Origin of the sequence: Paraburkholderia ginsengisoli NBRC 100965 (assembly GCF_000739735.1) — a bacterium.
GTDB lineage: Bacteria > Pseudomonadota > Gammaproteobacteria > Burkholderiales > Burkholderiaceae > Paraburkholderia > Paraburkholderia ginsengisoli.
In genome coordinates this window covers 25,933-52,228 of record NZ_BBJF01000005.1, presented here as the reverse complement: position 1 = coordinate 52,228, position 26,296 = coordinate 25,933, and the positions used below count along the sequence as shown (strand labels likewise).

General features: G+C 65.0%; 19 protein-coding genes. 7 read left to right on the top strand and 12 right to left on the bottom strand.

The annotated features are described in order from the left end of the window. Nucleotides 1–12: 12 nt before the first annotated feature. Nucleotides 13–1,086 (bottom strand): purine-nucleoside phosphorylase, encoded by a 1,074-nt coding sequence (locus BGI01S_RS09490; protein ID WP_042325881.1) that lies wholly within the window; start codon nt 1,084–1,086, stop codon nt 13–15. 240 nt (nt 1,087–1,326) lie between these two features. On the opposite strand from BGI01S_RS09490, the gene BGI01S_RS09485 reads away from it, so the two are divergent. Continuing rightward, complete coding sequence (locus BGI01S_RS09485) at nt 1,327–2,307, top strand: aldo/keto reductase (protein WP_042324683.1); 981 nt, start codon at nt 1,327–1,329, stop codon at nt 2,305–2,307. 70 nt (nt 2,308–2,377) lie between these two features. On the opposite strand, the gene BGI01S_RS09480 is transcribed toward BGI01S_RS09485, so the two are convergent. From BGI01S_RS09480 to BGI01S_RS09465, 4 genes are all read right to left on the bottom strand, one after another. Then, nucleotides 2,378–3,301: a cation diffusion facilitator family transporter gene (locus tag BGI01S_RS09480; RefSeq protein ID WP_042324680.1), complete on the bottom strand. Its 924-nt coding sequence runs from the start codon at nt 3,299–3,301 to the stop codon at nt 2,378–2,380. Nucleotides 3,302–3,455: 154 nt separating this feature from the next. After that, the gene (locus BGI01S_RS09475) at nt 3,456–8,297 is read right to left on the bottom strand and encodes an NAD-glutamate dehydrogenase (RefSeq protein ID WP_042324678.1); all 4,842 of its coding nucleotides are present in this window, start codon (nt 8,295–8,297) and stop codon (nt 3,456–3,458) included. 156 nt (nt 8,298–8,453) lie between these two features. Next, complete coding sequence (locus BGI01S_RS09470; RefSeq protein WP_042324676.1) at nt 8,454–9,233, bottom strand: alpha/beta fold hydrolase; 780 nt, start codon at nt 9,231–9,233, stop codon at nt 8,454–8,456. Then, nucleotides 9,230–10,270 carry a M14 family zinc carboxypeptidase gene (locus BGI01S_RS09465; protein ID WP_042324675.1) on the bottom strand — a complete coding sequence of 347 codons (1,041 nt, stop codon included), beginning with the start codon at nt 10,268–10,270 and terminating at the stop codon, nt 9,230–9,232. Before BGI01S_RS09465 ends, BGI01S_RS09470 begins: the two co-directional genes overlap by 4 nt. Nucleotides 10,271–10,738: 468 nt before the next feature. Here BGI01S_RS09465 and BGI01S_RS09460 point away from each other — a divergent pair, with 468 nt between their 5' ends. Then, entirely contained in the window at nt 10,739–11,575 is an 837-nt protein-coding gene (locus tag BGI01S_RS09460; RefSeq protein WP_042324672.1) for an EamA family transporter, read from the top strand. A 66-nt stretch (nt 11,576–11,641) separates the two neighbouring features. On the opposite strand, the gene pdxR is transcribed toward BGI01S_RS09460, so the two are convergent. Then, nucleotides 11,642–13,216, bottom strand: a complete 1,575-nt coding sequence (pdxR, locus tag BGI01S_RS09455; protein ID WP_042324670.1) for a MocR-like pyridoxine biosynthesis transcription factor PdxR — start codon at nt 13,214–13,216, stop codon at nt 11,642–11,644. A 123-nt stretch (nt 13,217–13,339) separates the two neighbouring features. Between pdxR and BGI01S_RS09450 the strand changes: the two genes are divergently transcribed. Further along, nucleotides 13,340–14,623 (top strand): 4-aminobutyrate--2-oxoglutarate transaminase, encoded by a 1,284-nt coding sequence (locus BGI01S_RS09450; RefSeq protein WP_042324668.1) that lies wholly within the window; start codon nt 13,340–13,342, stop codon nt 14,621–14,623. Nucleotides 14,624–14,663: 40 nt separating this feature from the next. Then, on the top strand, nt 14,664–16,124 hold the full coding sequence (gabD, locus tag BGI01S_RS09445) for an NADP-dependent succinate-semialdehyde dehydrogenase (protein ID WP_042324665.1): 1,461 nt from the start codon (nt 14,664–14,666) through the stop codon (nt 16,122–16,124). Nucleotides 16,125–16,131: 7 nt separating this feature from the next. On the opposite strand, the gene BGI01S_RS09440 is transcribed toward gabD, so the two are convergent. Beyond that, nucleotides 16,132–17,646: a HAMP domain-containing sensor histidine kinase gene (locus BGI01S_RS09440; protein ID WP_042324662.1), complete on the bottom strand. Its 1,515-nt coding sequence runs from the start codon at nt 17,644–17,646 to the stop codon at nt 16,132–16,134. After that, a complete protein-coding gene (locus BGI01S_RS09435) occupies nt 17,643–18,392 on the bottom strand; it encodes a response regulator transcription factor (RefSeq protein WP_042324661.1) in 750 nt (249 codons plus the stop codon). Before BGI01S_RS09435 ends, BGI01S_RS09440 begins: the two co-directional genes overlap by 4 nt. 231 nt (nt 18,393–18,623) lie before the next feature. Between BGI01S_RS09435 and msrB the strand changes: the two genes are divergently transcribed. From msrB to msrA, 3 genes are read left to right on the top strand one after another with little or no spacing between them, the layout of a single operon-like run. After that, complete coding sequence (gene msrB / locus BGI01S_RS09430) at nt 18,624–19,148, top strand: peptide-methionine (R)-S-oxide reductase MsrB (protein WP_042324660.1); 525 nt, start codon at nt 18,624–18,626, stop codon at nt 19,146–19,148. Between the two features lie 46 nt (nt 19,149–19,194). Then, nucleotides 19,195–21,045 (top strand): cytochrome c biogenesis protein DipZ, encoded by a 1,851-nt coding sequence (locus tag BGI01S_RS09425; RefSeq protein ID WP_042324658.1) that lies wholly within the window; start codon nt 19,195–19,197, stop codon nt 21,043–21,045. Nucleotides 21,046–21,101: 56 nt separating this feature from the next. Further along, entirely contained in the window at nt 21,102–21,839 is a 738-nt protein-coding gene (gene msrA / locus BGI01S_RS09420) for a peptide-methionine (S)-S-oxide reductase MsrA (protein ID WP_042324656.1), read from the top strand. Nucleotides 21,840–21,951: 112 nt separating this feature from the next. Here the strand turns inward: msrA and BGI01S_RS09415 are convergent, their stop codons facing one another. The 4 genes from BGI01S_RS09415 to BGI01S_RS09400 all read right to left on the bottom strand — a co-directional run bounded on the left by BGI01S_RS09415 (nt 21,952) and on the right by BGI01S_RS09400 (nt 26,209). Then, nucleotides 21,952–23,094, bottom strand: a complete 1,143-nt coding sequence (locus BGI01S_RS09415) for a porin (RefSeq protein ID WP_042324654.1) — start codon at nt 23,092–23,094, stop codon at nt 21,952–21,954. 248 nt (nt 23,095–23,342) lie between these two features. Then, nucleotides 23,343–24,554, bottom strand: coding sequence for an MFS transporter (locus BGI01S_RS09410; RefSeq protein ID WP_042324652.1), 1,212 nt, complete (start codon nt 24,552–24,554; stop codon nt 23,343–23,345). 76 nt (nt 24,555–24,630) lie between these two features. After that, on the bottom strand, nt 24,631–25,434 hold the full coding sequence (locus tag BGI01S_RS09405) for an amidohydrolase family protein (protein ID WP_042324651.1): 804 nt from the start codon (nt 25,432–25,434) through the stop codon (nt 24,631–24,633). A gap of 55 nt (nt 25,435–25,489) precedes the next feature. Next, nucleotides 25,490–26,209, bottom strand: coding sequence for a maleate cis-trans isomerase family protein (locus tag BGI01S_RS09400; protein ID WP_157004149.1), 720 nt, complete (start codon nt 26,207–26,209; stop codon nt 25,490–25,492). Nucleotides 26,210–26,296: the final 87 nt, after the last annotated feature.

Sequence of the window (26,296 nt, the reverse complement as noted above, 5' to 3'; positions counted from 1 at the left end):
AGAACTCAGCACTCACCGCTTCGGCACACCATCGCGCCACTCGCCCCAATGCGTGACGATGTCCTGCACCAGCGGATTGCCAGAGCGGAACAGGTTCTCGATAGCGATCGTGAAGCCGCCCTGCGCCGCATAGTTGAGCAGGTTGTCCGCGCTCGTCTGGCCATCGTAGGGCCGGTCGAAATCGGAGCCCGCGCGCAATACCGCCACGCGATTCAGATCGACCTTATGCACCGACGCAGCACGCTTGAGTGCTTCGTACGTCGCATTGTCCTCCTGCTGCGTCGTGCAATAGACGCCTTTGCCGTCCGTGAGAATCTTTGTCCAGTCGCGGGCGCGCTGACCGAGTTGCGTTCCCGACCACCACGTATCGCCGGCCAGCGTATCGCATTGAATGACGCTCGGCGGACGATTGGCCGGCGCATAGGAATACTTCGCGCGCGCGGCCTGCGCCTGTGCGTCATCGGACAGCGCAACGTCGCGCGACAAGGCGAATGCCGTATCGGCGAGCCGCGTGTTCAACTGGAATACCTCGGTGCGATAGTCGAGTGGCGGCTTGGCCGTGGGACTCGTCGTGTTGATGCCCAGATAACCGGTATTCCAGCCGGGCGGAATCTCGCGCGCGTCGATCTCCCACTGAATGCCGAAGTCGACCAGGTATTTCGCCCACGCGGCCGACCCCACCGTGCCCTGCTGCGGGTCGATGCCGGCAATGCCGGCCACCATGAAGTACGTGTGCCGCAAATCGAAACGCGGCGAGAAGCTCAGCGCCATGATCGACGCCGCCGCGTTGGTGTGCCCCATACCGGTCGTCATCACGCAGACGTCCTGCCGGTTGCAATGAACCGTCGGGTAATCGGGCGACAAACCATCCACCGCGATTTCGCGCCAGGGGCCGAGCCGGTCGAGCCACACCTGGCCTTCAGGACCGAACATCGAGATGATCATCACCTTGACGCGCTGCCCGTGCGAGCCGCCGTCGCCGTGCGAGAACGCATCGTTGTCGTCGGCGCTGGCGGCTCCGGACGAAAGGGCCGCGCAGGCCGCGAGTGCCACGGCGCAACACGCGCCGAGTGAGCGAGTCAGCATCATGATCTTCCTTCTTATGCTTGCAATGCAGGTTGGGAGAGAGTGCTGCTTTCAGGCCGAAAGAAGTATAGGTGCGAAGAAATTATTTGCCACTACCTGATGGGTCATGCCGTGTACGGAAAATGTAAACAGAAGGGATGGCCGAGTGAATCGGCTCACGACGTGATTCGCGCCATTTCCCTATAATCGTTAATCCGCAACGCGCACCGCCTTTGTGCAGATCACAACAGGAGCACCACGATGGAATATGTGAAACTCGGCCGCACCGGCCTCGATGTATCGCGTCTTTGTCTCGGTTGCATGAGTTACGGCGTGCCCGCGCGCGGCACGCATCCCTGGTCGCTCGACGACGAAGCCGCGCGCCCTTTCATCAAGCAGGCGCTCGATCACGGGATCAATTTCTTCGACACCGCGAATGTCTATTCGGACGGCACCAGTGAAGAGATTGTCGGCCGAGCGCTGAAGGACTTTGCGAAGCGCGACGAGATCGTGCTCGCGACCAAAGTGAATAGCCGTATGCATCCGGGCCCGAATGGCGCGGGCCTGTCGCGCAAGGCGATCATGTCGGAAATCGATCACAGCCTGCGCCGTCTCGGCACGGACTACGTCGACCTTTACCAGATCCATCGCTGGGACTACGGCACGCCGATCGAAGAAACGATGGAAGCGCTGCACGACGTCGTGAAGGCCGGCAAAGCCCGCTATATCGGCGCATCGTCGATGTACGCGTGGCAGTTCGCCAAAGCGCTGCACGTCGCCGAGCGCAATGGCTGGACGCGTTTCGTGACGATGCAGAACTACGTGAATCTGCTGTACCGCGAGGAGGAGCGCGAAATGCTGCCGCTGTGCGAAAGCGAAGGCATCGGTGTGATTCCGTGGAGCCCGCTTGCGCGCGGACGTTTGACGCGCGACTGGAACACCGGGAGTGCGCGTTCCGAGACCGACGAATTCGGCCGCACGCTATATGCGCAGACGGAAGATGCGGATCGGCGCATCGTCGAACGGGTCAGCCAGATCGCGAAGGAACGCGGCGTGCCGCGCGCTCAAGTCGCGCTAGCCTGGGTGCTGCAAAAGAAGCCGATTACCGCACCCATTGTCGGCGCGACCAAACTGCATCATCTGGACGATGCGGTCGCCGCGCTTTCGTTGAATCTCAGTGCGGAAGAAATCCGGCAACTTGAAGAACTGTATGTGCCGCATGCGGTGACCGGCTTCAAATAAGCCAACCCGCTGCACACCCCGAGACGAAAGAAGCCGGCCGGTATCCGCAATGGAATCCGCCGGCTTCGTTTCATGTGGAAGCGGCGGCCTCGCCACGCGGCACTTCCGGCTCGAAAAACACCCAACGCACCTGCGGGAACGTCGCCTGCAAATCGGCCTCGATCACGTTGATCGCATCGACCATCGCGCGTCCGCTCGCGTAATCGATCATTTCCGCCTGCACGGCCACTACCACGTGGCGTCCCCATTGCAGCGTAATCATATTGACGATGCCGCGAATCTCGGCGCGCGCACGCAGATGGGCTTCGATCGCGCGGCGCACTTCCGGACTCGCCGATTCGCCGACGATCATCGACTTCACTTCACGCGCCACCAGCCACGCAATCACCATCAGCAGCAAGCCGACGCCGATCGAGCCCAGCGCGTCCCACACGGGATTGCCGGTCACCATCGTGAGCAGCACGGCGATGAACGCAATCGCGAGGCCGGCCAACGCGGCGATGTCTTCGCCCGCGACGACCAGCAACTCGGACTCGCGCGTCTCGCGAAACCAGCGCCACATGTTCTTGTCCGGATGCTTCTTGCGGATCTCCTTGACCGCGCCCCACAGCGACAGCGCCTCCAGCACCACCGACACGCCGAGCACCGCCAACGCGACATATGCGAACTGCAACGGCTCGCGCGTGAACAGTCGATGCACGCCCTCGTAAACGGAAAACGCGCCGCCGACAAAGAACAGCAGCAACGCGACGAGCAGCGAATAGAAGTTGATCTCGCGTCCACGGCCCATCGGATGCAGCGGACTCGCCGGCTGGCGCGCCTGGCGCAGGCCAAATAAGAGCAGCAGTTGATTGCCGCAATCGGCGGTCGAGTGAATGGCTTCGGCGAACATCGAACCGGAGCCCGTGAACGACGCGGCCGCGAACTTGCAGATGGCGATGCCGAGATTGGCGGCGAGCGCATAAAAAATGGCTTTCGGCGATTCTTCTTTCATCGTCGGGAGGATGTCCGTGGGTTTGCAGAGTGCTTTCGGTTAACAGGAAGCCGTATTATGGACACGCCGGGTGGCACGCGTCCAACCCCGGCGTTGTTTGCACCGCACTCCTGCACATACTCCGCTCGTCCCCACGGTGTCGACGCGCGTTCCGTCAGGCTCGCTCCAGTGCCGCCATCTCGCGCACGATCACCAGCAGCATCGACAGACTCGCGCCACCCGTGGCCCGCAGATCGGCCAGCAGGCGCGCGTAGCGTTCGAGCTGCGCGGCGCGCTTGTCACGCCATGCGCGCACCAGATCGTCCGGCGTCGACGCATCGTCCGCGCCCGCCAGCGCGCTCGTGGTCAGCGCGCGTTTGAGGCGCGCGAGTTCGGCGAGCGCCGTCGCGCGCGCCAGCATGTCCCAGTGCGACGGCGCGGGCAACGCGGTCGCACGTTCGCTGATCCAGCCGTAGTTCAGCAGCGTGCCGAGCTCGAAGTACACGCCCGCCACCAGTTCGAGACTGCGCCCGCAGGTCGATGCCACCTCGGCGATATCGAGCAACGCCGCCGAAATTTCGCCGCTCGCGATCCGCACCGCGAGTTCGCTATCCACGCCCGCGTCGGCCAGCACGCGTTGACGCTCGGACAACGCTTCGAGATCGGCGGCCGGCAACAGCTGCGGCCATTGCGGCGCGAGCCGCTGCGCCGCGTCGCGGCAACGCGCGAGCAGGCCGGCGACGTCGTCGTTGCCGACCGCGCCGGATTGCAGATGCCGTAAGAACCACAGCGCCGAGCGCTCGACGAGCCGCGCGACCTCGACGAACATGCGCGCCTGCACATCGTCGGCGACGCGATTGTCGAGCGCGTCGATGCTGCGCCACACGTCGTCGAGATCGAACACATCGCGCGCCATGATGCACGCGCGCACGATGTCGCCCGGCTGCGCGTCGGTTTCCTCCATCAGCCGATGCACGAACTCGCAGCCGACGCGGTTCACCAATGCGTTGGTCAGATGCGTTGCGAGGATTTCACGGCGCAACGGGTGACGCTGCATCGGCACGCTGAAGCGCTGCCGCAGCGGCTTCGGGAAGTACTGGACCAGCATGTCGGCGACCAGCGGATCTTCCGGCATCGACGATTCGAGTAGCGCGTCGTACAGCCACATCTTGCTGTACGCGAGCAGCACCGCGCGCTCGGGCGTGGTGAGCCCCTGTTTCGCGGCGGCCCGTTCGGCGACTTCCTCGTCGGTGGGCAGGAATTCGATCACGCGATTCAGCCGCCCCGCGCGTTCGAGGTAGCGCATCAGACGCGCTTCGGCATCGAGCAGTTCGACGCCGTAGCGGCCCGCAATCGACAGCGCCTGGGTCTGATAGTAGTTGTCCTGCAACACGAGCAGGCCGACTTCGTCGGTCATTTCGGCGAGCAAAGCATTGCGCTGCTTCTCGGTCATCTCGCCATCGGCCACGACAAGACCCAGCAGAATCTTGATGTTGACCTCGTGATCCGAGCAATCGACGCCCGCCGAATTATCGATCGCATCGGTATTGATGCGGCCGCCGCGCTGCGCGAATTCGATGCGCCCGAGTTGCGTCAGTCCGAGATTGCCGCCTTCGGCCACGACCTTGCAGTGCAGATCGGCGCCGTTGACGCGGATCGCGTCGTTCGCGCGGTCGCCCACCTGCAGATGCGTTTCGCGGCTCGCCTTCACATAGGTGCCGATGCCGCCGTTATAAAGCAGGTCGACCGGCGCCTGCAAAATCGCGCGCATCAGTTCGGCTGGCGCAAGCGCCGGCGCGCTGATACCGAGCACCGACTGCACCGCCGGCGACAACGGAATCGTCTTCGCGCTGCGCGGAAACACCCCGCCGCCCGTGGAGATCAGCGCGGGATCGTAATCGGCCCAGCTCGACCGGTCGAGAATGAAAAGCCGCCCGCGTTCGGCAAGGCTCACCGCTGGATCGGGATTCGGGTCGAGAAAGATATGCCGGTGATCGAACGCGGCGACCAGTTTGATATGCGGCGACAACAGCATGCCGTTGCCGAACACATCGCCCGACATGTCGCCGACGCCGACCACCGTAAAGTCCATCGTCTGCGTGTCGACGCCCATCTCGCGGAAGTGCCGCTTGACCGACTCCCACGCGCCGCGCGCGGTGATCGCCATTTTCTTGTGGTCGTAGCCGACCGAGCCGCCCGACGCGAATGCGTCGTCGAGCCAGAATCCGTACTCCTGCGAGATCGCGTTCGCGTAGTCGGAGAAGGTGGCGGTGCCCTTGTCGGCGGCGACCACCAGATAGGGATCGTCGGGATCGTGGCGCACCACGTCGGGCGGCGGCACAACTGCTGTGCCGGACAGGTTATCGGTCAGATCGAGCAGGCCGCGCAAAAAGGTCTGATAGCACGCGACGCCTTCGCGCATCCACGCATCGCGCTCGCTTTGCGGCGGCGGATTCTTCACGACGAAACCGCCCTTCGAACCGACCGGCACGATCACCACGTTTTTCACCATCTGCGCCTTCATCAGGCCGAGCACTTCCGTGCGGAAATCCTCGCGTCGATCCGACCAGCGCAAGCCGCCGCGTGCCACGCGCCCGCCGCGCAGATGCACGCCTTCGACACGCGGCGAATACACCCAGATCTCGAACATCGGTTTCGGCTCGGGCAAGCCGGGCACTTGCGAGGGATCGAACTTGAACGACAGGTAGGGTTTGGGGTGGCCCTCGGCGTCGAAGCGATAGTAGTTCGTGCGCTTGGTCGCCTTGATGACGCCAAGGAACTGGCGCAGGATGCGATCCTCGTCGAGATTCGGCACCTGATCGAGCGCGCTGTCGATCGTGCGCAGCCAGCCGTCGACACGCGCCTCGCGCGTATCGCCGAACACCGGATCGAATCGCGCGGTGAACAGCTCGACCAGCATCCGCGCAATCGCCGGATTGCCGGTGACGGCGCGCTCGATATACGCGTCGCTGAAAGTCGAGCCAACCTGCCGCAAATACTTCGCATACGCGCGCAGAATCGTCACCTCGCGCGCGTTCAACTGCGCGCGCAACACGAGACGATTGAAGTCGTCGCTTTCTATCGCGCCGGTCCACACCTGCTCGAACGCTTCTTCGAACAGATCCTTCACGCGCTCGATATCGAACTCCGCATCGTCCGCGAGTTCGAGGCCGAAGTCGTGAATCCATGCGGGCGTCGCGTTCACCGCCTCGATCAGATAAGGCCGCTCTTCATCGACGCGCACGCCCAGGTGTTCGAGCATCGGCAAGCTGCGCGACAAAGCGATCGGCTGCCCCGCGCGATACACCTTGAAACGGAACGCACGCGGCCCGGCTTCGATCGGGCGGTACAGGTTCATCGCGAGCCGCTCGCTGCCCTGCACGCGTTCGATCAGTTCGATATCGCGCACCGCCGTGCGCGCCGGATAATCGTCTCGATACCCGGCCGGAAACGAATCCGCGTAATGCTGCAGCAGACGGTTGCCCTGCTCTTCGCCGTACGCGTCGAGCAGCGCATCGGCGAGATCGTCCTGCCAGCGGCGCGCCACCTGCACGAGCCGTGCTTCCAGTTCGCGCGTGTCGACATCGGGCATGCCGCCCGGCTTCGCATGCACAACGAAATGAATGCGCGCGAGCGTCGACTCCGACAGCAGCGGCGTGAACTCGACGCCCTCGCCATTGAACGCGGCGGCCAACAGATTCGCGATGCGTTGCCGCAGATCGGTGTTGTACTTGTCGCGCGGCACGAACACGAGGCACGACACGAAGCGGTCGAAGCGATCGCGCCGCACGAACAGGCGCGTGCGCTGATGCTCCTGCAAACGCAGCACGCCGAGCGCGATTTCGTAGAGCTGATCTTCGTCGGCCTGGAACAGTTCGTCGCGCGGATAGGTTTCCAGCACCGTCACCAGCGATTTCGCGAGATGACCTTTTGGCAGGAAACCGGCCCGTCTCACGATATTCGCGCATTTGCGCCGCACGATCGGAATCTCGGCGGCCGACACGAAATACGCGGTGGACGTATAAAGACCGATGAAGCGCCGCTCGCCGATCACCTTGCCGTCCGCACCGGTCAGCTTGATGCCGACATAGTCGAGATAGCCGGGCCGGTGCACGGTGGCGCGCGAATTGGCCTTGGTCAGAAAGATCGGCAACGCGCTGGCGATGATCTCGGCCGCGGCCGGCGGCAACGCGGTGACTTCGGCGGCGCCCGCGGGCCGCATCGCGTCGCGCAGAATGCCGAGCCCCGAACCGGCCACCGCGCGCAGGCCGTAGCCGTTGTCGAGTTGCACCAGCTCGTAGTCGCGCTGACCGAGGAAGGTGAAATGATCGGCCACCATCCATTCGACGAACGCGCGCGCCTCGACGCCTTCCGGGCCCGCTTCGCCGGTCTTCATGCCTTTGATCGTCACGCGCGCGAGTTCGACGATCTTCGGCCAGTCCTCGACCGCTGCGCGCACGTCGCGCAGCACGCCGGCAATTTCATCGCGCAACGCGTCGAGCTTCGCGGCATCGCCGCAACGGTCCACTTCGAAGTGAATGAACGAGGTCAGATGCGAGCGCGTGTCGGCGGCTTCCTCGGCGCCCTGGCTGACTCGCGCGATGCCGCCGTCGGGGCTGCGCCAGATGCGAAACACCGGATGCACGACCGAATGCAGCGCGAGCCCCTGGCGGTTGACCGCCATCGAGACGGAATCGACGAGAAACGGCATGTCGTCGTTGACGATCTCGATCACGGTGTGATCGGAGTGCCAGCCATGCTGTTCGAGGATCGGGTTGTAGACACGCAGCCGTTCGGCGCCGGGCACGAAGCGCTGCGCGGTTTGCCAATGCGCGAGCGCGGCGCCGTACAGATCGGCGATCGCGCGGCTTTGCAGATCGTCGGCGTCGACGAAATCGTAGTAGTGCCGCAGAAAGGGCTCGACGACGTTGAAAGTCGGCTCAGGCAGCCGCCCACGCGCAAATTCGATGACATCGTTCAGCAAATGCGTAACGGCTTCTTCGTTCTTCGCTTGCATGATCAACTCCCCCGGCTAGCGGCTATGGCGAGTACGGCGTGATTCACATGCATCGTCTGAAGGCAATTATGCGCCTGCCGCCCCGCATCCGATCGACGCGCGCAGTTAGGTAATACCCGCTGAGCGCCGCGATGCTGCAGTTGCACGGCGGGCCGTCTAAAGCGCGGGCTTCGGCGTGGCCGGCGGGGACGCTGTTTCGAGCCACGCGCGCACCTGTTCGGCAAGCCACGCGGGATCGTCGTGCGGCAGGTCGTGACCCGCCCACGCGTGCTCGCGGCGCGGCGCGCCCCACGCCGCCGCGAGCTTGGCCGAGCACACCGGATCGACGAGCCGGTCGGCACGCGAGGACAGAATCAGCACCGGACAACGCGGTGCAGCAACGGCCGCGCTGAAACGCGCCGCGGCCCACAATTGCCGCAGCGCATTGGCGCGGCTCACCGGCGCACTGAGGCGGATCGCGCGCCACGCGTCGAGGTCCGCGTTCAGACGATCGACGCGATTGCACGTCAGCCGATGAATGCCGCGCTCCGCGCGCAGCGTGTCGCGCCAGTGCGCGGCGATGGCCAGCAAACCCGGCCATGCCGACGGACGCAGCCGCTCATGCATGCGGCTGAACGGCCGCATGCTGGTGTTGATCAGCACGAGCCGTTCGATCTCGCCGGGATGCCGTTGCGCCCAGTCGGTCGCCACCATGCCGCCGAGCGACATCGCAAGTACGCGATATGGACCGGGTGCGCCGGTTTGCAACGCGGCATCGCGCACGAAGCCGACCATGTCGGCGACCGCGATCGGCGAACACAAATGCGTGAAGGCGCCGTTGCCCGGCAGATCGATCGGCAACAGAGCGCCGCCGACCGCGTCGCGCAGCGCGTCGGGCAAACGGCCCCAGTGGCGCGTTTCGCGCGTCAGGCCGCGCAACAGAAGCCACGTGCTCATGCGGCGGTTTCCGGCTTGTACCAGTGATCGATTGCGCTTTGCAGCAGTTGCTCGCGACGCTTGCCTTGCGGCAGCCAACGCTGCGACGAAAACGCGGCGCGCGCCAGAAAGTCGAGCAGGTTCGCGTGCCGCCGCAACACGCGCGCGGTGCGATGCGCCTTCACCGGATTGAACATGCCCTGACGCGAAAACAGCTGGCGCGGGTTCTTCTTGATCCAGAGCCACGAGCCGAGTTCGAGGGTCATCGGCAGAAAGATGTTGGGAGCGGGCGTGCGGTCGTACGCGAAGTCCCACAGATCGCCGTGCAGCAGGTACTGATGGCTCTGCGGTTCGAACGCGTAGCCATGATGCGGATGCGCGCGTTCGAACATCGTTTTCAGCACGTACATCTCGGGCAAATGCAGCATCCTGTTGCGGGTGCGCGCGTACGGAAACCAGATGCTGTCGCTCCAGCCATAACCCGAGTGGCAATCGAGCGCGATACTCAACGGCCGCGCACTCAGCTGCGTTTCGACGACGTGCAGCAGTGCGGCGGCTTCGGGCTCCATCGGCTCGCCCGCGCGGCCGCGATACCACGGCAGCCAGGCGCCCACGCGTTGACCGCCCGCGAGCGGGGGCACACGCGCGTCGGCGTTTTGCGGGGCATTGCGCATCAGATCGACGCCGTTCGGGTTCGCGCGGGTGGCGGACCACATGCCGCCGGGGTTGACGATGGGCATGAAAATCAGGCGAATCGACTGCAGCTCACGCACCAGCAGTTCGTCCCATTCGAGCCGCGCGAGCAGCGCGCGCATGTAGTCGAGCACGAGCTGCGAGCCGATCCGCTCGAGTCCATGGATGCCGCCGAAAAACCCGATGGCCGGCGCGAGCGGATCGGTCGAACCAATGCTCGCGGTGTGAACGGCGAACTGCCGCCCACGCACGGTGGTCTCGCAGACCGTGCGGATTTCGAAGCTCGCACTGCCGTGGTCGAGGATCGACTTGAGGTCTTCATACTCCGCGAAACTGTCGGGAAGGAAGCTCAAAAAAGGCTGCATGACGACGTCGCAAGAAACTGCCGGGTTATGGGGGACGATGCCGGGATGACGCAATATAGCCTGGCCGCGAACGATCATGCGCGAGCAGTGCATCGCAGTGCGAAGCGTGTCACATGGGCGTCATCTCACCGTCGAACAAATGACTTCAATCTGCCTTCCCCGCGACTTGAAAACGACACGCGAAGATCTAGTCGTCTAGACGTTTCGAACGCCTTTTATTCCGTCTGACCGGTGCGCATGGGGCCGGGATCCTCCGCCCTCCAGCGGCAGAAACATCGGCAATACCGGCAACCTCGATACACCCCAACAGCTCCCCGCCCCGGCCTAACCCACGCCAAAATTCGCCGTTTTTCTCCACACAAAGCCCCTTCGCTTTAGTCGTCCACTCCGGCATTCCGGCGTTCTGCTGGAATAATCACGTGCTTGCGGCCGGCCTATGGCCTTTCCTCACCCTTTCCCTGGTAGTCGATGGAAACCTTTGTCGTCCTGCTGGTGCTGCTCTCCGCCCTGCTTCACGCCACGTGGAACGCGTTTCTGCATCTCTCCGAAGACCGCATCTGGCTGCTCGGCATGATGGCGATTCCGTATCTCGTCATCAGCGCGATCGGCGTGATCGTACTGCCGATGCCCGCGCCGGCCGCGTGGCCGTTTATCGGCGCATCGGCGGTGCTGGAGTGCGGCTACCTGCTCGCGCTGATCCGCGCGTATCGAAGCGGCGACTTCGGCCAGATCTATCCGATCGCGCGCGGCCTGTCGCCGATGCTCGTGTTCGTCGGTGCGCTGGTGTTCGCGAACGAAGCGCTCAAGCCGCTCGCGGCGATCGGCGTGGCGCTGGTATCGCTCGGGATCGTCTCGCTGGCGTTTCGCCGCGGCATGCGCTTTTCCGGCGAGAGCGTACCGTTCGCGCTGCTGACGGGCCTCTTCATCTCCACGTATTCGGTGGTCGACGGCATCGGCGCGCGCGTCGCGGGCAACGGGCTGAGCTACATCATGTGGGTCTATCTGATCTGGAACATCCCGCAGTTTCTGCTCGCCTGGCATTGGCGCGGCGGCGTCAAGGGGCTCTTCATCGGACGCACAGTGGTGCTCAAGGGGATGGCGGCAGGCGTGCTCGCGCTCACCGCGTATTGCATGATCATCGAGGCTTATCGCTATCTGCCGATCGCGACGGTCTCCGCGCTGCGCGAGTTGAGTTCGATCTTCGCGGTGCTGATCGGCTGTGTGTTCATGGGCGAGAAGCTCACCGCGCGGCGCCTCGTGGCATGCGTATTGGTAACGCTGGGCGCTGTGTTGATACGGATATGACGGCAGCGTCGCGACATGGGGCGTCGTGGTTGCGCCATGCCTCGCGATCGGGTCGCCCATCCACCCTCACGCAAACTGCGGCAGCGTCGCATCGATAGCGTCGGCCAGCGTATTGAACGCCGGCGCAATCTCCTCGTCCGGCACGCACGCATAGCCGATCAGCAACCCCGACGGCGCCAGCGACGGCTGCGCGTAATACCCCGACAACGGCCGCACGACGATATTGCGCTCCAGCGCAGCCGCCGCCACGCGCCGGTCGTCGCTGCCATCGGGCAACTGCATCACCAGATGCAAACCGGCGTCGCCTCCCACCGCCGGCAACGCATCGCCATAACGTTGCGACGCGGCGTCGAGCAAGGTCTGCCGACGCTGACCGTACAGCGTGCGCATCCTGCGGATATGCGACGTGAAATGCCCCTCGGCGATGAACTCGGCGAGCATCGCCTGCTGCAACAACTGTCCCTCGCGATACAGCTCGGCGCTCGCGGTCGCGAAGCTCTCCGCGAGCGCTTCCGGCACGACCAGATAGCCGATGCGCAAACCCGGAAACAGCGTCTTGCCGAAGCTGCCCACGTAAATCACCTGGCCCGACGTATCGAGACCTTGCAGCGAAGCGAGCGGCCGGCTGCCGTAGCGGAACTCGCTGTCGTAGTCGTCCTCGATGATCCAGCACTGGTGCTGCCGCGCGTATTCGAGCAGCATGCGGCGCCGCGCGAGGCTCATCACCATGCCGAGCGGATATTGATGCGACGGCGTGACGAGCATCAGCTTCGGCGGCTGCGCGAGATCGTCGGGTGAAGGCGCGATGCCTTCGTCGTCGACGGCGATCGGCCGCGATTGCAGGCCCGACACGTGCAGCACGCTGCGCACGCCCCAATAGCAGGGATCTTCGGTCCAGATCACGTCGCCGGGATCAGACAGCAGACGCACGGCGAGATCCACCGACTGATGAATCCCGGTCGTGACGATGATCTGCTCGGGCGTGCAACGCACCGAGCGCGAGGTGCGCAGATAGTCGGCGAGCGCGTGGCGCAGCGCGGCCAGTCCGCCGCCCGGCGCGTAGGTCAGCAGGTCCGGGCGCAGCCTGCGCCAATACTTGTTGTGCAGACGGCTCCAGACGCGCGCCGGAAACTTAGTGACGTCCGGCACGCCCGGCATGAACGCGCCCCACTGACGCTTCGACACGCCCGCGCCCGCGATCAGTCGCGCGCCGCGCGTGGACAGCGCGCGCGTCGCGCGGTGTGGCGAGGGTGACGATGATGACGCCGGCGTTCGCCCCGAAGCCAATACGCCAGGTTCGCGCGCATCGGCCGCATTGGGCGCATCGGGCGTGCTGGACGCCTCCGCATCCGGCGCCCCAACGATCTCATCCGGCGCACTATCGGCGACGAACGTACCGCGCCCGGTCGCCGAACTTACATAGCCCTCGAGCACCAGCTGCTCATACACCTGCGTGACGGTATTGCGCCCGATCCCCAACTCCTGCGCCAGCAGCCGCGACGATGGCACCTTGCTGCCCGCCGGCAATTCGCGCGACAGGATCGCCTGCTGCAACAGCCGGTGCAGCTGCCGATAAATCGGCTGGCCGTTACCCCGGTCCAGACGCTGCGCCAGCCAGTCGGACAACACACTCGTGCGCATAATTGGCTCCTACATTTTTATTGAAATGGCTCTGAAGTTAAGAGCCAAATCTGATTATAGTCGCTGCATGTGCCGTGCTATGGGCGTGGCGTCCGCAAAAAACCGGGAGCGAAGGAGATGACCATGAAGAATGCCGAACTGAAGAGCCGCAAGGACGCCGCCACGCCGCGCGGTGTCGGCGTGATGTGCGATTTCTACGCCGAGCGCGCCGAGAACGCGGAGCTGTGGGACATCGAGGGCCGCCGTTTCATCGACTTCGCGGCGGGCATCGCGGTCTGCAACACGGGGCACCGTCATCCGAAGATCGTCGCCGCGATTCGCGACCAGCTCGATCATTTCACGCACACCGCGTATCAGATCGTGCCGTACGCGTCGTATGTCGAGTTGGCCGAGAAGATCAACCAGCGCGCGCCGGGCGACTATCCGAAGAAAACCGCCTTCTTCACGACCGGCGCCGAAGCCGTCGAAAACGCGATCAAGATCGCGCGCGCCGCCACCGGCCGGCCGGGCGTGATCGCGTTCACCGGCGCGTTCCATGGCCGCACGCTGATGGGCATGGCGCTGACCGGCAAGGTCGCACCGTACAAGAGCGGCTTCGGGCCGTTCCCGTCGGACGTGTTCCATGCGCCGTTCCCGAATCCGCTGCACGGCGTGAGCACCGCCGATTCGCTGAACGCGATCGAATTTCTGTTCAAGGCCGACATCGATCCGAAGCGCGTGGCCGCGATCATCTTCGAGCCGGTGCAAGGCGAAGGCGGTTTCTATCCGGCGCCCGCCGAGTTCGTGCGCGCGCTGCGCAAGCTGTGCAACGAGCACGGCATCCTGCTGATCGCCGATGAAGTGCAGACGGGTTTTGCCCGCACCGGCAAGCTGTTCGCGATGCATCACTACGACGTGGTGCCCGACCTGATGACGATGGCCAAGAGTCTCGCGGGCGGCATGCCGCTGTCGGGCGTGGTCGGCCGCGCGGACGTGATGGATGCCGCCGCGCCGGGCGGACTCGGCGGTACTTACGCCGGCAACCCGCTCGCGCTGGCGGCCGCGCATGCGGTGCTCGACATCATCGATGAAGAGGGGCTGTGCGAGCGCGCGACCGTGCTCGGCGATCGCGTGAAGGCGAAGCTCAACGCGCTGCAACGCGACGTGCCGCAGATCGCGGACGTGCGCGGCCCGGGCGGCATGGTGGCCGTGGAATTTTGCAAGCCGGGCGGCACGGAGCCGGATGCGGACTTCACGAAGCGCGTGCAGGCGCGTGCGCTCGAACGCGGCTTGCTGCTGCTGGTGTGCGGCGTGTACTCGAACGTGGTGCGCTTCCTGTTCCCGCTGACAATTCAGGACACCGTGTTCGACGAAGCGATGGCGATTCTCGAAGACGTGTTGAAGGAAAGCGTTGCGGTAGCCGCATGACCGCACTCGACAGCATCACAGCGAAACAAGCGAACGACAGATGACCACGTTGACCCTGAAAGACCCGACTCTGCTGCAAACGCGCGCGTACCTCGCGGGCGAATGGCAAGGCGCCGACAACGGCGCGACGCTCGACGTCAGGAACCCGGCCACCGGCGAGACCATCGCGGCAGTGCCGCTGATGGGCGCGGCGGAAACCCGTCGCGCGATCGACATCGCCAATGCCGCGTGGCCCGCATGGCGCGCGACCACCGCGAAGCAGCGCGCGACGATCCTGCGCAAATGGCACGACCTGATGCTGGAAAACGCCGACGACCTCGCGCTGATCCTCACCACCGAGCAAGGCAAGCCGATCGCTGAAGCCAAAGGCGAGATCCAGTACGCCGCGTCGTTCCTCGAATGGTTCGCCGAAGAAGGCAAGCGCGTGTATGGCGACACCATTCCCACGCCGGCGAGCGACAAACGCATCGTCGTGACGAAGGAACCGGTCGGTGTCTGCGCGGCGATCACGCCGTGGAACTTCCCCGCCGCGATGATCACCCGCAAGGTCGGTCCGGCGTTGGCGGCGGGCTGTCCGATCGTCGTCAAACCGGCCGAGGCCACGCCGCTTTCCGCGCTCGCGCTCGCCGTGCTGGCCGAACGCGCGGGCGTGCCGCGCGGCGTATTCAACGTCGTGACCGGCGAGCCGAAGGCGATCGGCGCGGAACTGACCGGCAATCCGGTCGTGCGCAAGCTGTCGTTCACCGGCTCGACGCCGGTCGGCCGTCTGCTAATGGCGCAATGCGCGCCGACGGTCAAGAAGGTATCGCTCGAACTGGGCGGCAACGCGCCGTTCATCGTGTTCGACGACGCCGACCTGGACGCCGCGGTGGCCGGCGCAATCGCGTCGAAGTATCGCAACAGCGGCCAGACCTGCGTGTGCACGAACCGCTTCTATGTGCACGACAAGGTGTACGACGCGTTCGCCGAAAAATTGCGCGTCGCCGTCGAGCAACTGAAGGTGGGACGCGGCACCGAGGACGGCGTCACGCAAGGTCCGCTGATCAACGAAGCGGCGGTGCGCAAGGTCGAGTCGCACATCGAAGACGCGCTCGCGAAAGGCGCGCGCGTCGTCACCGGCGGCCGGCGTCATGCGCTCGGACACGGCTTCTTCGAGCCGACCGTGCTCGCCGATGTCACGCCGGCCATGCAGGTCGCGCGCGACGAAACCTTCGGGCCGCTCGCGCCGCTGTTCCGTTTCTCGTCGGACGAAGAAGTGATTCGGCTTGCCAACGACACCGAGTTCGGCCTCGCCTCCTACTTCTACAGCCGCGATATCGGCCGCGTGTGGCGCGTCGCCGAAGCGCTCGAATACGGGATGGTGGGCATCAACACCGGCCTTATTTCGAACGAAGTCGCGCCGTTCGGCGGCGTCAAGCAATCGGGCCTAGGCCGCGAAGGGTCGCATTACGGTATCGACGACTACGTCGTCATCAAATACATGTGCGTCGGCGGCATCTGAAGGCCGCTTACAACCGGGCGCCCGCTGCGCCCGGTTGATCCGCAGTCGGCAGCTCGAAGCGAAATGACGTACCCGGTCCCGCGCGATCGACCAGATGTATCTGACTGTGATGCAGTTGCAGCATGCGTTGCACGATCAGCAAACCGAGTCCGCCGCCGCGACGTGAGCCGCTCGCGCTGAACGGGCGCTCGAACAGTCCCTCGCGTTGCGCCGCCGGAATGCCGGGCCCGGTATCGCTGACCGTCACCTCCACTTTGCCCTCCTGATAAGTCAGGTCGACGTCGATCGCGCCTTCGGCCGGCGTGTGGCGAATCGCGTTGTCGAGCAGGTTCGTCAGCACGCGCTCGATCATCCCCAGATCGGCGCACACGTTCGGCAGACGCGGCGGAATGCCGGCACGCAAGCGGATATGGCGCGCCTCGGCGGGCAACTCGAATTTCTGAAACACGTCCTGCACCAGATCGACCAGTGAGAACGGTTCGAGCACCGGTTGCACGTTGCCGTGTTCGAGCCGCGCCAGTTCGAATAGCGCCTGCGCGAGCCGCCCTACCTTGACGCTCTGCGCGAGTGCGATCCCCAGATAACGGGAGCGCTCCGTGTCGCCGAGCGTGTCGGCCTTCAACGACAGCGTCTCCAGATACCCATGCAGCGACGTCAACGGCGTGCGCAGATCGTGCGAGATATTCGCGATCAGCTCGCGCCGTTGCTGATCCTGCCGCGTCAACGCGCGCCATTGATCGCTGATGCGCCTGGCCATCTGTGCGAAGGTTGCTTCGAGCACGGCGATTTCGTCGCGCTGTCCGGCCGGGCCCGAGCGCGGCACGTCCGCTTGAGTCGGCGGCTGCATCGGCGCTTGCACGTCGGGCCGGTCCGCATCGAAGCGGCGCATCGCGTCGGTGAGCCGGCGCAGCGGCCGCGTAATCAGGCCGAACGCCGTCAGGCCCGCAAGCAATCCCAACAGCGCGACCAGCGCCATCGACCACAACGTCGTGCGCAACACCGAACTGGCGGCGACGCGCGCCGCGAGCGCGTCGTGCTCCTCACCGAGCAGAACCACATAGATATAACCGGACGGCGGCTGCCCATTCGTCTGCAGCGGCGCGGCGCTGAACACCTTCTTACCGTCGATGCTGCGCGGGTCGTCGCCGAGAATAGGCAGCGCGTCGCCCGCGATGAAGCGCCGGATCGGCGCGAGATCCACCTGCTCGCGCCTGACGTGACCCGCGGGCGCGTCATCGCCCTTGATGCGCCCCGCGTTGTCGAGCAGATAAACCTCGACGCTCGGATTCACCATCATCAACTGGCCGAACAACTGGCGCACCGCGTCGGGCCGCAAACCGTTCGCGTCCATCAGCGTGGTGCGATGCGCGATATGGTCGGCGAGATTCTTCGACAGGCTCTGCACCACCTCCTTTTCGTGCAGATCGCTCGAACGGATTTGCAGCCACGCCGACGCGCCGCAACACGCGAGCAGCAGCACGGAGAAAACGAGCGACAGCCGCTGGGTCAGCGTCAGATTCACGGCGCGTCCTGGTGAGTGCCGGCCGGCGCCGACGCATCGCCGCCGGCCACCGCGAGCTTGTAGCCGCGGCCCCACACCGTGAGGATGCGCTCGGGCTGGGCCGGATCGGCCTCGATCTTCGCGCGCAGCCGGTTGATGTGCGTGTTGACCGTGTGCTCGTAGCCCTCGTGCCGATAGCCCCAGACGGCATTGAGCAGATCCATCCGCGAGAACACTTTGCCGGGATGCTGCGCGAAGAAGTACAACAGGTCGAATTCGCGCGGCGTGAGTTCGATCGGCTTGCCGTCGACGGCGGCCTCGCGCGTCATCGGGTCGATCGTCAGGCCGGCGATCTGCAAGGTGCCCGCGTCGATGCGCGAGTCCTTGGCCAGCGCTTCGACGCGCCGTAGCAGCGCCTTCACGCGCGCCACCAGTTCGAGCACGGAGAACGGCTTGGCGAGGTAGTCGTCGGCGCCGAGTTCGAGGCCGAGAATCCGGTGCACTTCGCTCGAACGTGCGCTGGTGATGATGATCGGCGTATAGCGCGCCATCGCCCGCGCGCGCCGGCAGATTTCCAGACCGTCGACGCCGGGCAGCATCAGATCGAGGATCAGCGCGTCCCAGCCGCCCTGCTCCAGCAGACGCAGGCCTTCGTTGCCGTCGGCGCTGTGCACGACCTCGTAACGCTCGTCGCGCAGATGAAGGCTCAGCACGTTGGCGATGTCGACGTCGTCTTCAACGATCAGGATGCGCTTCGGTTGGTCCATAGGGAGCTTGGGGTGCCTGCAGGAGCGTGAAGGAGCGAGCAACGGCAAGGTTGGGCGCGCACGCTGAAGCTGGCTTCAGCCGGCGCGAGCCGTGGCGTTATTGTGCAAAATTTTTGGTCGGCGAGTTATCACATTTAATTTAACTTTTCGTGAGGACTTCGACACCGGCGCCGCCCTACGATGAGGCCACTTTCAGCAACCTCGCGCGAACCGCGCATCAAGGGGCTCATCATGCAATGCAGAAGGCGCTTCCTCTTTTCCGGCGCGGCGGCGCTTGCCGCGCTGGCCGTCACGGGCCGCCGGCGGCTGCTGGCCGCCGCGCCCGCCGCCGCCCCCGGTGATGCCGGCACGCCGGACGGCGGCTTCGAAATCACCCGCACCGACGCGCAATGGCGTCAGTCGCTGACGCCGGCCCAGTATGCCGTACTTCGCCACGAAGGCACCGAGCGGCCGTACAGCAGTCCGCTGAACGACGAGCATCGCAATGGCGTGTTCGCGTGCGCGGGATGTCGGCTCGATCTGTTCGCGTCGCGCACGAAGTTCGACAGCCAGACCGGCTGGCCGAGTTTCTGGGCGCCGCTCGATCACGCGGTGGCAACGCGCGACGACCGCTCGTTCGGCGTGTCGCGCACGGAGGTGCATTGCCGGCGTTGCGGCGGCCACCTCGGCCATGTGTTCGACGACGGTCCGCGACCGACCGGGCTGCGCCACTGCATGAACGGCGTCGCGATGACCTTTACGCCGGCTGCCGCCTGAGCCCGCGCGCTCGCGCTGAACCATCACTTTCACGTCCGGAATCGCCATGCTACTCATCGTTCTCGCCTACCTCGGCGGCGCCCTCACGATCCTCAGTCCGTGCATTCTGCCGGTGCTGCCGTTCGTCTTCGCACGCGCCGATCAGCCCTTCGTCCGCAGCGGCCTGCCGCTGCTCGCCGGCATGGCGCTCACGTTCGCGCTCGTCGCGACGCTCGCGGCGGTCGGCGGCGGCTGGGTCACGCAGGCCAATCAGTATGGCCGCTGGCTCGCCGTCGCGCTGCTCGCCGTGTTCGGCCTGACGCTGTTGCTGCCGCGTTTCGCCGATCATCTGATGCGCCCGTTCGTCAGCGCGGGCAACCGGCTGTCGAACTTCGCGCAGGCGGACGGCCAGCAGGTTCGCGCAGGCTCGTCGTTTCTGCTCGGCATCGCGACCGGTTTGCTGTGGGCGCCGTGCGCCGGTCCGATCCTCGGGCTGGTGCTGACCGGCGCCGCGCTGCGCGGCGCGAGCGTCGGTACGACGCTGCTGCTCGTAGCCTATGCGGCGGGCGCGGCGACGTCTCTCGCGGTGGCGCTGCTGATCGGCGGCCGCGTGTTCACGGCGATGAAGCGCTCGCTCGGCGCAGGCGAATGGATTCGCCGGGGGATCGGCGCGGCGATGCTGCTCGGCGTCGTGGCGATCTCGCTCGGTCTCGACACCGGCGTGCTGGCGCGGGTGTCGACGGTCGCCACCGGTGGTCTCGAACAGAAGCTGGTGGACCGGCTCTCGCCTGGGTCGGCGCGGACACAGCCGGTGGCCGCAGATGCCGGCGGCGCGATGATGCGCGCCAACGCGCCGGCAATCGCGGCGGCCGATGCCAATGCCGATGGCAATGCGGAGTCCAAAACGACTGCCAACTCGAGCGCATCCGACGCCGCGCCGTTGCCCGTCGAAGGCGCGCTGCCGTCGTTGAACGGCGCGGTTCAATGGCTGAATTCGCCGCCGCTGACTACCGAAGCCTTGCGCGGCAAAGTCGTACTGGTCGACTTCTGGACTTACTCGTGCATCAACTGCCTGCGTTCCCTGCCGTACGTGAAAGCGTGGGCGCAGAAGTACAAGGATCAGGGGCTCGTCGTGATCGGCGTGCATGCGCCGGAGTTCGCGTTCGAACGCAACATCGACAACGTGAAGAAGGCCACGCACGACCTGGGCGTCGACTACCCGGTGGCGATCGACAACAACTACGCGATCTGGCGTGCGTTCAACAACCAGTACTGGCCCGCGCACTATTTCGTCGATGCGCAAGGGCAGATCCGCTACCACCATTTCGGCGAAGGCGACTACGCGGAATCGGAGAAGGTGATTCAGCAACTGCTCGCCGAAGCGGGACATGCGAACGCGACGAAGGTCTCGCTCGGCATCGCGGGGATGAGCGCGCAAGGCGTGCAGGCAGCGGCCGACAACGCCGATCTGCAATCGCCCGAAACCTACGTCGGCTATCAGCGCGCGGACAATTTCGCGTCGCCCGGCGGCGCAGCGCAGGACACGCTGCACACGTACGCGGCGCCGTCACGGCCCGCCGTCAACGAATGGGGACTGGCGGGCGCGTGGACGGTCGGCGCCGAGAGCGCGAACCTCGCGGCGGCGCACGGGCGCATCGTCTATCGCTTTCATGCGCGCGATCTGCACCTCGTGCTCGGCCCCGGCGCGAACGGCAAGCCGGTGCGCTTTCGGGTGAGCGTCGATGGCGCGGCGCCCGGGGCGGCCCACGGCGCGGACACCGCCGCCGACGGCAGCGGCATCGTCACCGAACAGCGCCTTTACCAGCTCGTGCGCCAAACCGGCGACGTGAAGGACCACACATTCTCGATCGAGTTTCTCGATCCGGGCGTGCAGGCCTACGCGTTCACGTTCGGCTGATGCGAGCCGTGCGTCATCAATCAACGACCATCCATGACTCTTCGAGGAACGGCATCATGAACACGACATCCGTCATTAAGGCACCGTTGCGCAAACGCTCGACCCTCGCGCGAATCGCCGCTTGTGTCGCCATTGCGGGGAGCGTGCTGGCCGCGCAGCGGATCGCGCATTCGGCCGAAGCGGCTACGAAAATCCCACCGCCCGCGCAGGACGAACAGCCCGCGGCGACGCATAGCGAAACGGCGGTGTTCGCGGGCGGCTGCTTCTGGGGCGTGCAAGGCGTATTTGAACACGTGCGGGGCGTGAAGCAGGTCGCAGCCGGTTATGCGGGCGGCGCGGCCGGCACCGCGCACTATGAAACCGTCAGCGACGGCGACACCGGACACGCGGAGTCCGTGCAGATCACATACGACCCGACACAGATCAGCTATGGACGTCTGTTGCAAATCTTCTTCTCGGTCGCGCACGATCCCACCGAGTTGAACTACCAGGGCCCCGACCACGGCACGCAATACCGTTCGGCGATTTTCCCCGCCAATGCGCAGCAGCGCGGCGTCGCGACCGCGTATATCGCGCAATTGAACAACGCGCATGTGTTTTCAGGGCCGATCGTCACGCGGGTCGAGGACTTCAAGGGCTTCTATCCGGCGGAGAACTATCACCAGAACTTCCTCGCGCTGCATCCCGACTATCCGTATATCGCGATCAACGATCTGCCGAAGGTGAGCGGCCTGAAGCGCATGTTCCCCGAGTTGTATCGCAACGACCCGGTGCTGCTGAAAACGGGTGCCTAGAAAAGCAGGAGCGAACCAGGTCGCTGGAACAGCGCGGCACGACACCTGTGCCGCGTGTTCTCAGGCTCTCCTTATGCTCCCGCGACCGCCTCGTCACTCGTACGCAACCGGCTCAGAAACGATGCCGGATACCCGCTTGCACCAGCGTTTGCGAATGGCTGCTCGACGCCGTCGTCGTGTAGATCTGTGCAAACGCGCCCTGGCCGCTCGCGCGCTGATAGATACCCGTGAGGAACAGATCGGTGCGCTTCGAGAGCAGGTAATCGGTAGCCAGCGTCACCTGGTTGTAGTGCGGTGAACGGCCGCCGGAATAATCGCCGGCCGTGTACACGTACGACACGCCGACGAGCCACGCGGGCGTGAAGCGCTTATACACACCGAGTTCGCCGTTTTGCAGCCGCAGCCCCGACGTATCCGAGTAGTTGAACAGTACGTTTGAATAGCTCGCCAGCACGTTGACGAAGCCGAAGTCGTAGCTGGCTCCCACACCGAAAATGCGCTGCTGGTCCGTGCCCGCGCCGGTCGGGCTGACCACAAATGGCGAACTGAAACCCCAACCCGTGCTGTCGACCGCGCCGCTTGTCAGGTTCGACGGCGTCGCGTTGCTGCGCCGGTTGAACTGTGTGAAAGCCGCGCCGAGCTTCAACGGTCCGCTCGCATAGTTCACGCTGCCGCTGAAGCCATTGTTGTTCGAGAACTGCGTCGAGTTCGACAGCGCGAAGCTGCCCGCGAACGTCAGTCCGGCGAACGTCGGCGACACGTACCGGACCGAGTTGTTGAAACGGTTCGTGAAGAACATGTTGTCGTTGTCGCCGATGTGCGCGCCGAAACCCGCGAACAGATTCGCGGATTCGGCCCACCAGAGACTGTTCGTCATCTCTTCATACTGACGGCCTGCTGTGATCGTGCCGTAGTGCGGGTTGTTCAGACCGACGAACGCCTGGCGTCCGAACATGCCGCCGAGCATCGCACCGTTGGTGATCGAAAAGCCATTCTCCAGCGTGAAGATCGCATGCGTGCCGCCGCCGAGATCTTCGTCGCCGCGCAAACCCCAGCGCGGCGGCATCATCCCGCCGTTGGCAAGCGCGAACAGGTGCGAACCCTTCACGTTGCTCACGTATTCGATCCCGGTCGAGATGATCCCGTACAGCGTGACGCTGCTCTGCGCATGTGCGCAGCCGATGCCCGCCGCGCCCAGCACGGCCACTAGCCCCGCGCGCCCCGCCGTCTTCCGTGCCAACCTCCAAACCTTCATGATGTCTCCTTCATTAGTATCGCTAATTGTTATTGATTGCCGAATCTACTCGGTCAAGCACAGAGCGGTTCGCACGTTCCGTTCTGCCGGTTGCCTGCCTGCTTTGTGCATGCTTCCTGTCTGCTAGCCGCTTTTGCCGGATGGTTTCCGCGTTGCCGTCACCGCTTTTCGTTCCCCGCCTGCGATCGCGGACGGGCGCGCGCGACCGGCTACGCGCCCGTGCCCCCGGTCAGGTTCATTCAGTTCAGTCAGTTCGGCCCGAGCGCTTGCGCCGAGCCGGGGCGCCGTTCCTCGTTGCTTTCCGGACGGCCCCAGCCGAGAATCGGCGCGAGTTGCAACACGACGGCGACCACTACCAGGCCGATGCGAATCGTCCAGCCCCCTTCATAGAAGCTCGCAAAGATTGCCGGCGGTCCGAGCAGCACGCCGAGATACGTGGCCTGTGCGACGAGCCCGCTGGTTGCGCCGAGGCTCGCGACGCTCGGTGACGACGACGGCACCAGCGTCCAGATGTAGCCGTTGACCGTGCCGATCCCCAGCGAGAACACGCAGACCGCCACGATTGCCGCGACCAGCCCGACCATCGGCAGATACAGTGCGACACCGCCGCACAACATCACGACGCCGCCGACGATCGCGAGCCGCCCGCCGCGCACGCCCGCTTTCAGCAAATAGCCGACGCTCAGGCAAGCGCACGCGACGAACACTTCAGCCAACGTGCCGATGCCTGCCGCCGCCGGAATCGGAATCGCGTAACGCCGCGACATATAGACCGTGAGGGCCGCCATGATCCCCGTCTGGATGAACGCGGAGGCGCCCGATGCGAGCGCCACGCGATACGGCCGCGGGCTTTTCACCACCAGCCAGATGTCGGCCAGCCGGCGGCTTTGCAGATTGGCCTGCTTGGCCGGCAGCAGCACGACCGCGCAAGCGAGCAGCGCCATCAGGATCGCGTGGCCGCCGAACGCCCAGCGCCACATTTCGCCGTGCTGTGCGAGCGGCGCGACGATGCTCAGCGTCAGACCGATGCCGACTGCCGTATGCGAAGTCCACAGACCCAGCGCGATGCTGCGTCGTGAGCCGGTCGTCGTGCGCATGATCAGCGTGACCGCGCCGACCGTCAGCGACAGATAGCCGACGCCTTGCAGCAGGCGGCCGATGAACAGCGTCGTCACATCGTGCGCACCGACCACCACCAGATTGCCGACCAGCGCAAACAGCGAGCCGCCGAAAATGACGCGCTTGTCGCCGATCCGGTCGACCAGCCAGCCGCCGAACAACGCGGCAATTGCGGTGATCAGCGACGGAATGGAGATGACCCAGCCGGCGTTCGCGTGCGACAGATTGAAATACTTTGCGATGTCGCCAATGACGGGAACGGATTGCGTAACGAGCGAGGTCGCGACGGTCCCGTAGATGTACAGCAGAATGATGCAAGGCCAGCTGCCTGGGGAAAGCATGGTTGTCTCCTGAAAATTCGCCTGATTTTTTGTGCTCGTTATTCTTCTATATAAAGCCCCGCTCGCCGCACTAGCGTTATCCCCACTCAAGCAGTCGGCACAAATTGCCGCCCATGATCAGATCGCGATCCGCGGGCGCGAGCCACGACAAGGTCTCGCTGAAGTGCGTCACACATTGGCGGTACGGATGATGCAACCTCGACAGTTCGCTCGCCCACACGATCCGCTCCGCGCCGAACGCGTCGAATACGCGGCGCAGCGTGCCGTCCAGTGAACGGAACGGGTACGGGTCGAGCGCGTAATCGCCGACGCCGGCCGCCTTCACATGCACGTTCGGATGCTCCGCGAGCGCCAGCAGCGCGGGCAAATGATCGAACGCGCCGGGACCGGATGCGCCGCGCGGCACGCCGAGGTGATCGACGATGATCCGCATCTGCGGATGACGCCGCGCGAGATCGTCCACGATATGCAGCGCGTTCGGCACCAGCAGCGCAACCACGAGGCCGGTCTCTTCGGCGATCGGCCAGAGGCCGTCCAGCTCGCCGTCGAGCAGCGGCGCGAGCCGCTCCTTCGTGTTGAACAGAAAACGGATGCCGCGCATGGCCGGTTGTTCGCGCCACGTGCGCAACAGCCGGTCAGGATTGTCGAGGCGGCTGTCGAGCAGGCCCATCACCGCGAAACGTTGCGGCTCGGCTTCGGCGAGTGCTAGTGAATAGGCGTTGCCGTCCGGGTCCCACAGCGGCGGCACGAGCAGCGCGCGGTCGACGCCCGCCTGCGCCATTTCCGCCTTGAGGACTTCGCCGGTGATCGGCGTGCGTCGATGGTGCCCGGTCGATACACCGTTGGACCAGGCATGGACTTGTGCGTCTACGATCGGCATGGAAGTTCGTCGTCAGTGTGTCGGTTGGTCGTTGAGGTAGCGGATGCCCTGCGCGTTACTGGCCGCGAAACAGCCGGCCCGCACCACGGATTTCGCCGCGCCAGCCCGCCGCGTTCAGCACCGACCACAACATCGCCTGATTGCTCGTGACGACCGGCAGGTCGAGCGCGCGCTCCAGCTCGTCGGCGGCTTCGAACGCGCGCACGTTCGCGCACGACAGCAGCACCGCGCGCGTGTCGCCGTCGACCTGCTGACGCACCACTCGCGCGATCTCGGCCGGCTCCATCTGCGCGGCAGCTTTCGCATCGGTGAAACCCAGCGAGACCGTGCGCAATACGTTGAACCCCGAGTCGAGCAGCGACTGCCGTTCGACGCGCGAGAATTCGTCGCTGAACGGGCATACGTGCAGAATCGCGTCGGCGTTCAGCGCGTTGAGCGCCTGCTTGATCGCGACCATCGTGTTGGTCGAGGGGATGTGCAGCGCTTCCGACATGCGCTGCGCGAGCCGGGCGTCGCAGTCCTTGCCGTTGGCGACGCTCGCGCCCGTACAGTTGAACGCGATCGCATCGGGCGACAGGTCTTTCAGATAACCGGCCTCGTCGGTCGCTTCGAGGTAGGCGCGCGTGAGGCTGTCCATCGTCACGCGCCCTGAATCCTTGCGCAGACGAATGCGGTGCACGTGATACGCCACGTCGTCCGGGCAATAGCTGCGGAAGTCGTCTTCGGCGATGGTGTTCAACGACGGGACAATCATCCCTACACGCAATTTCTTCATCTGTTCCTCTCGTCTCCGTTCTGTTCTGCGTAGTGGTGTTTGCGTGCTTTGCTCTGTTCGCTTCGACCGGTGAAGCCAGTCTATGGG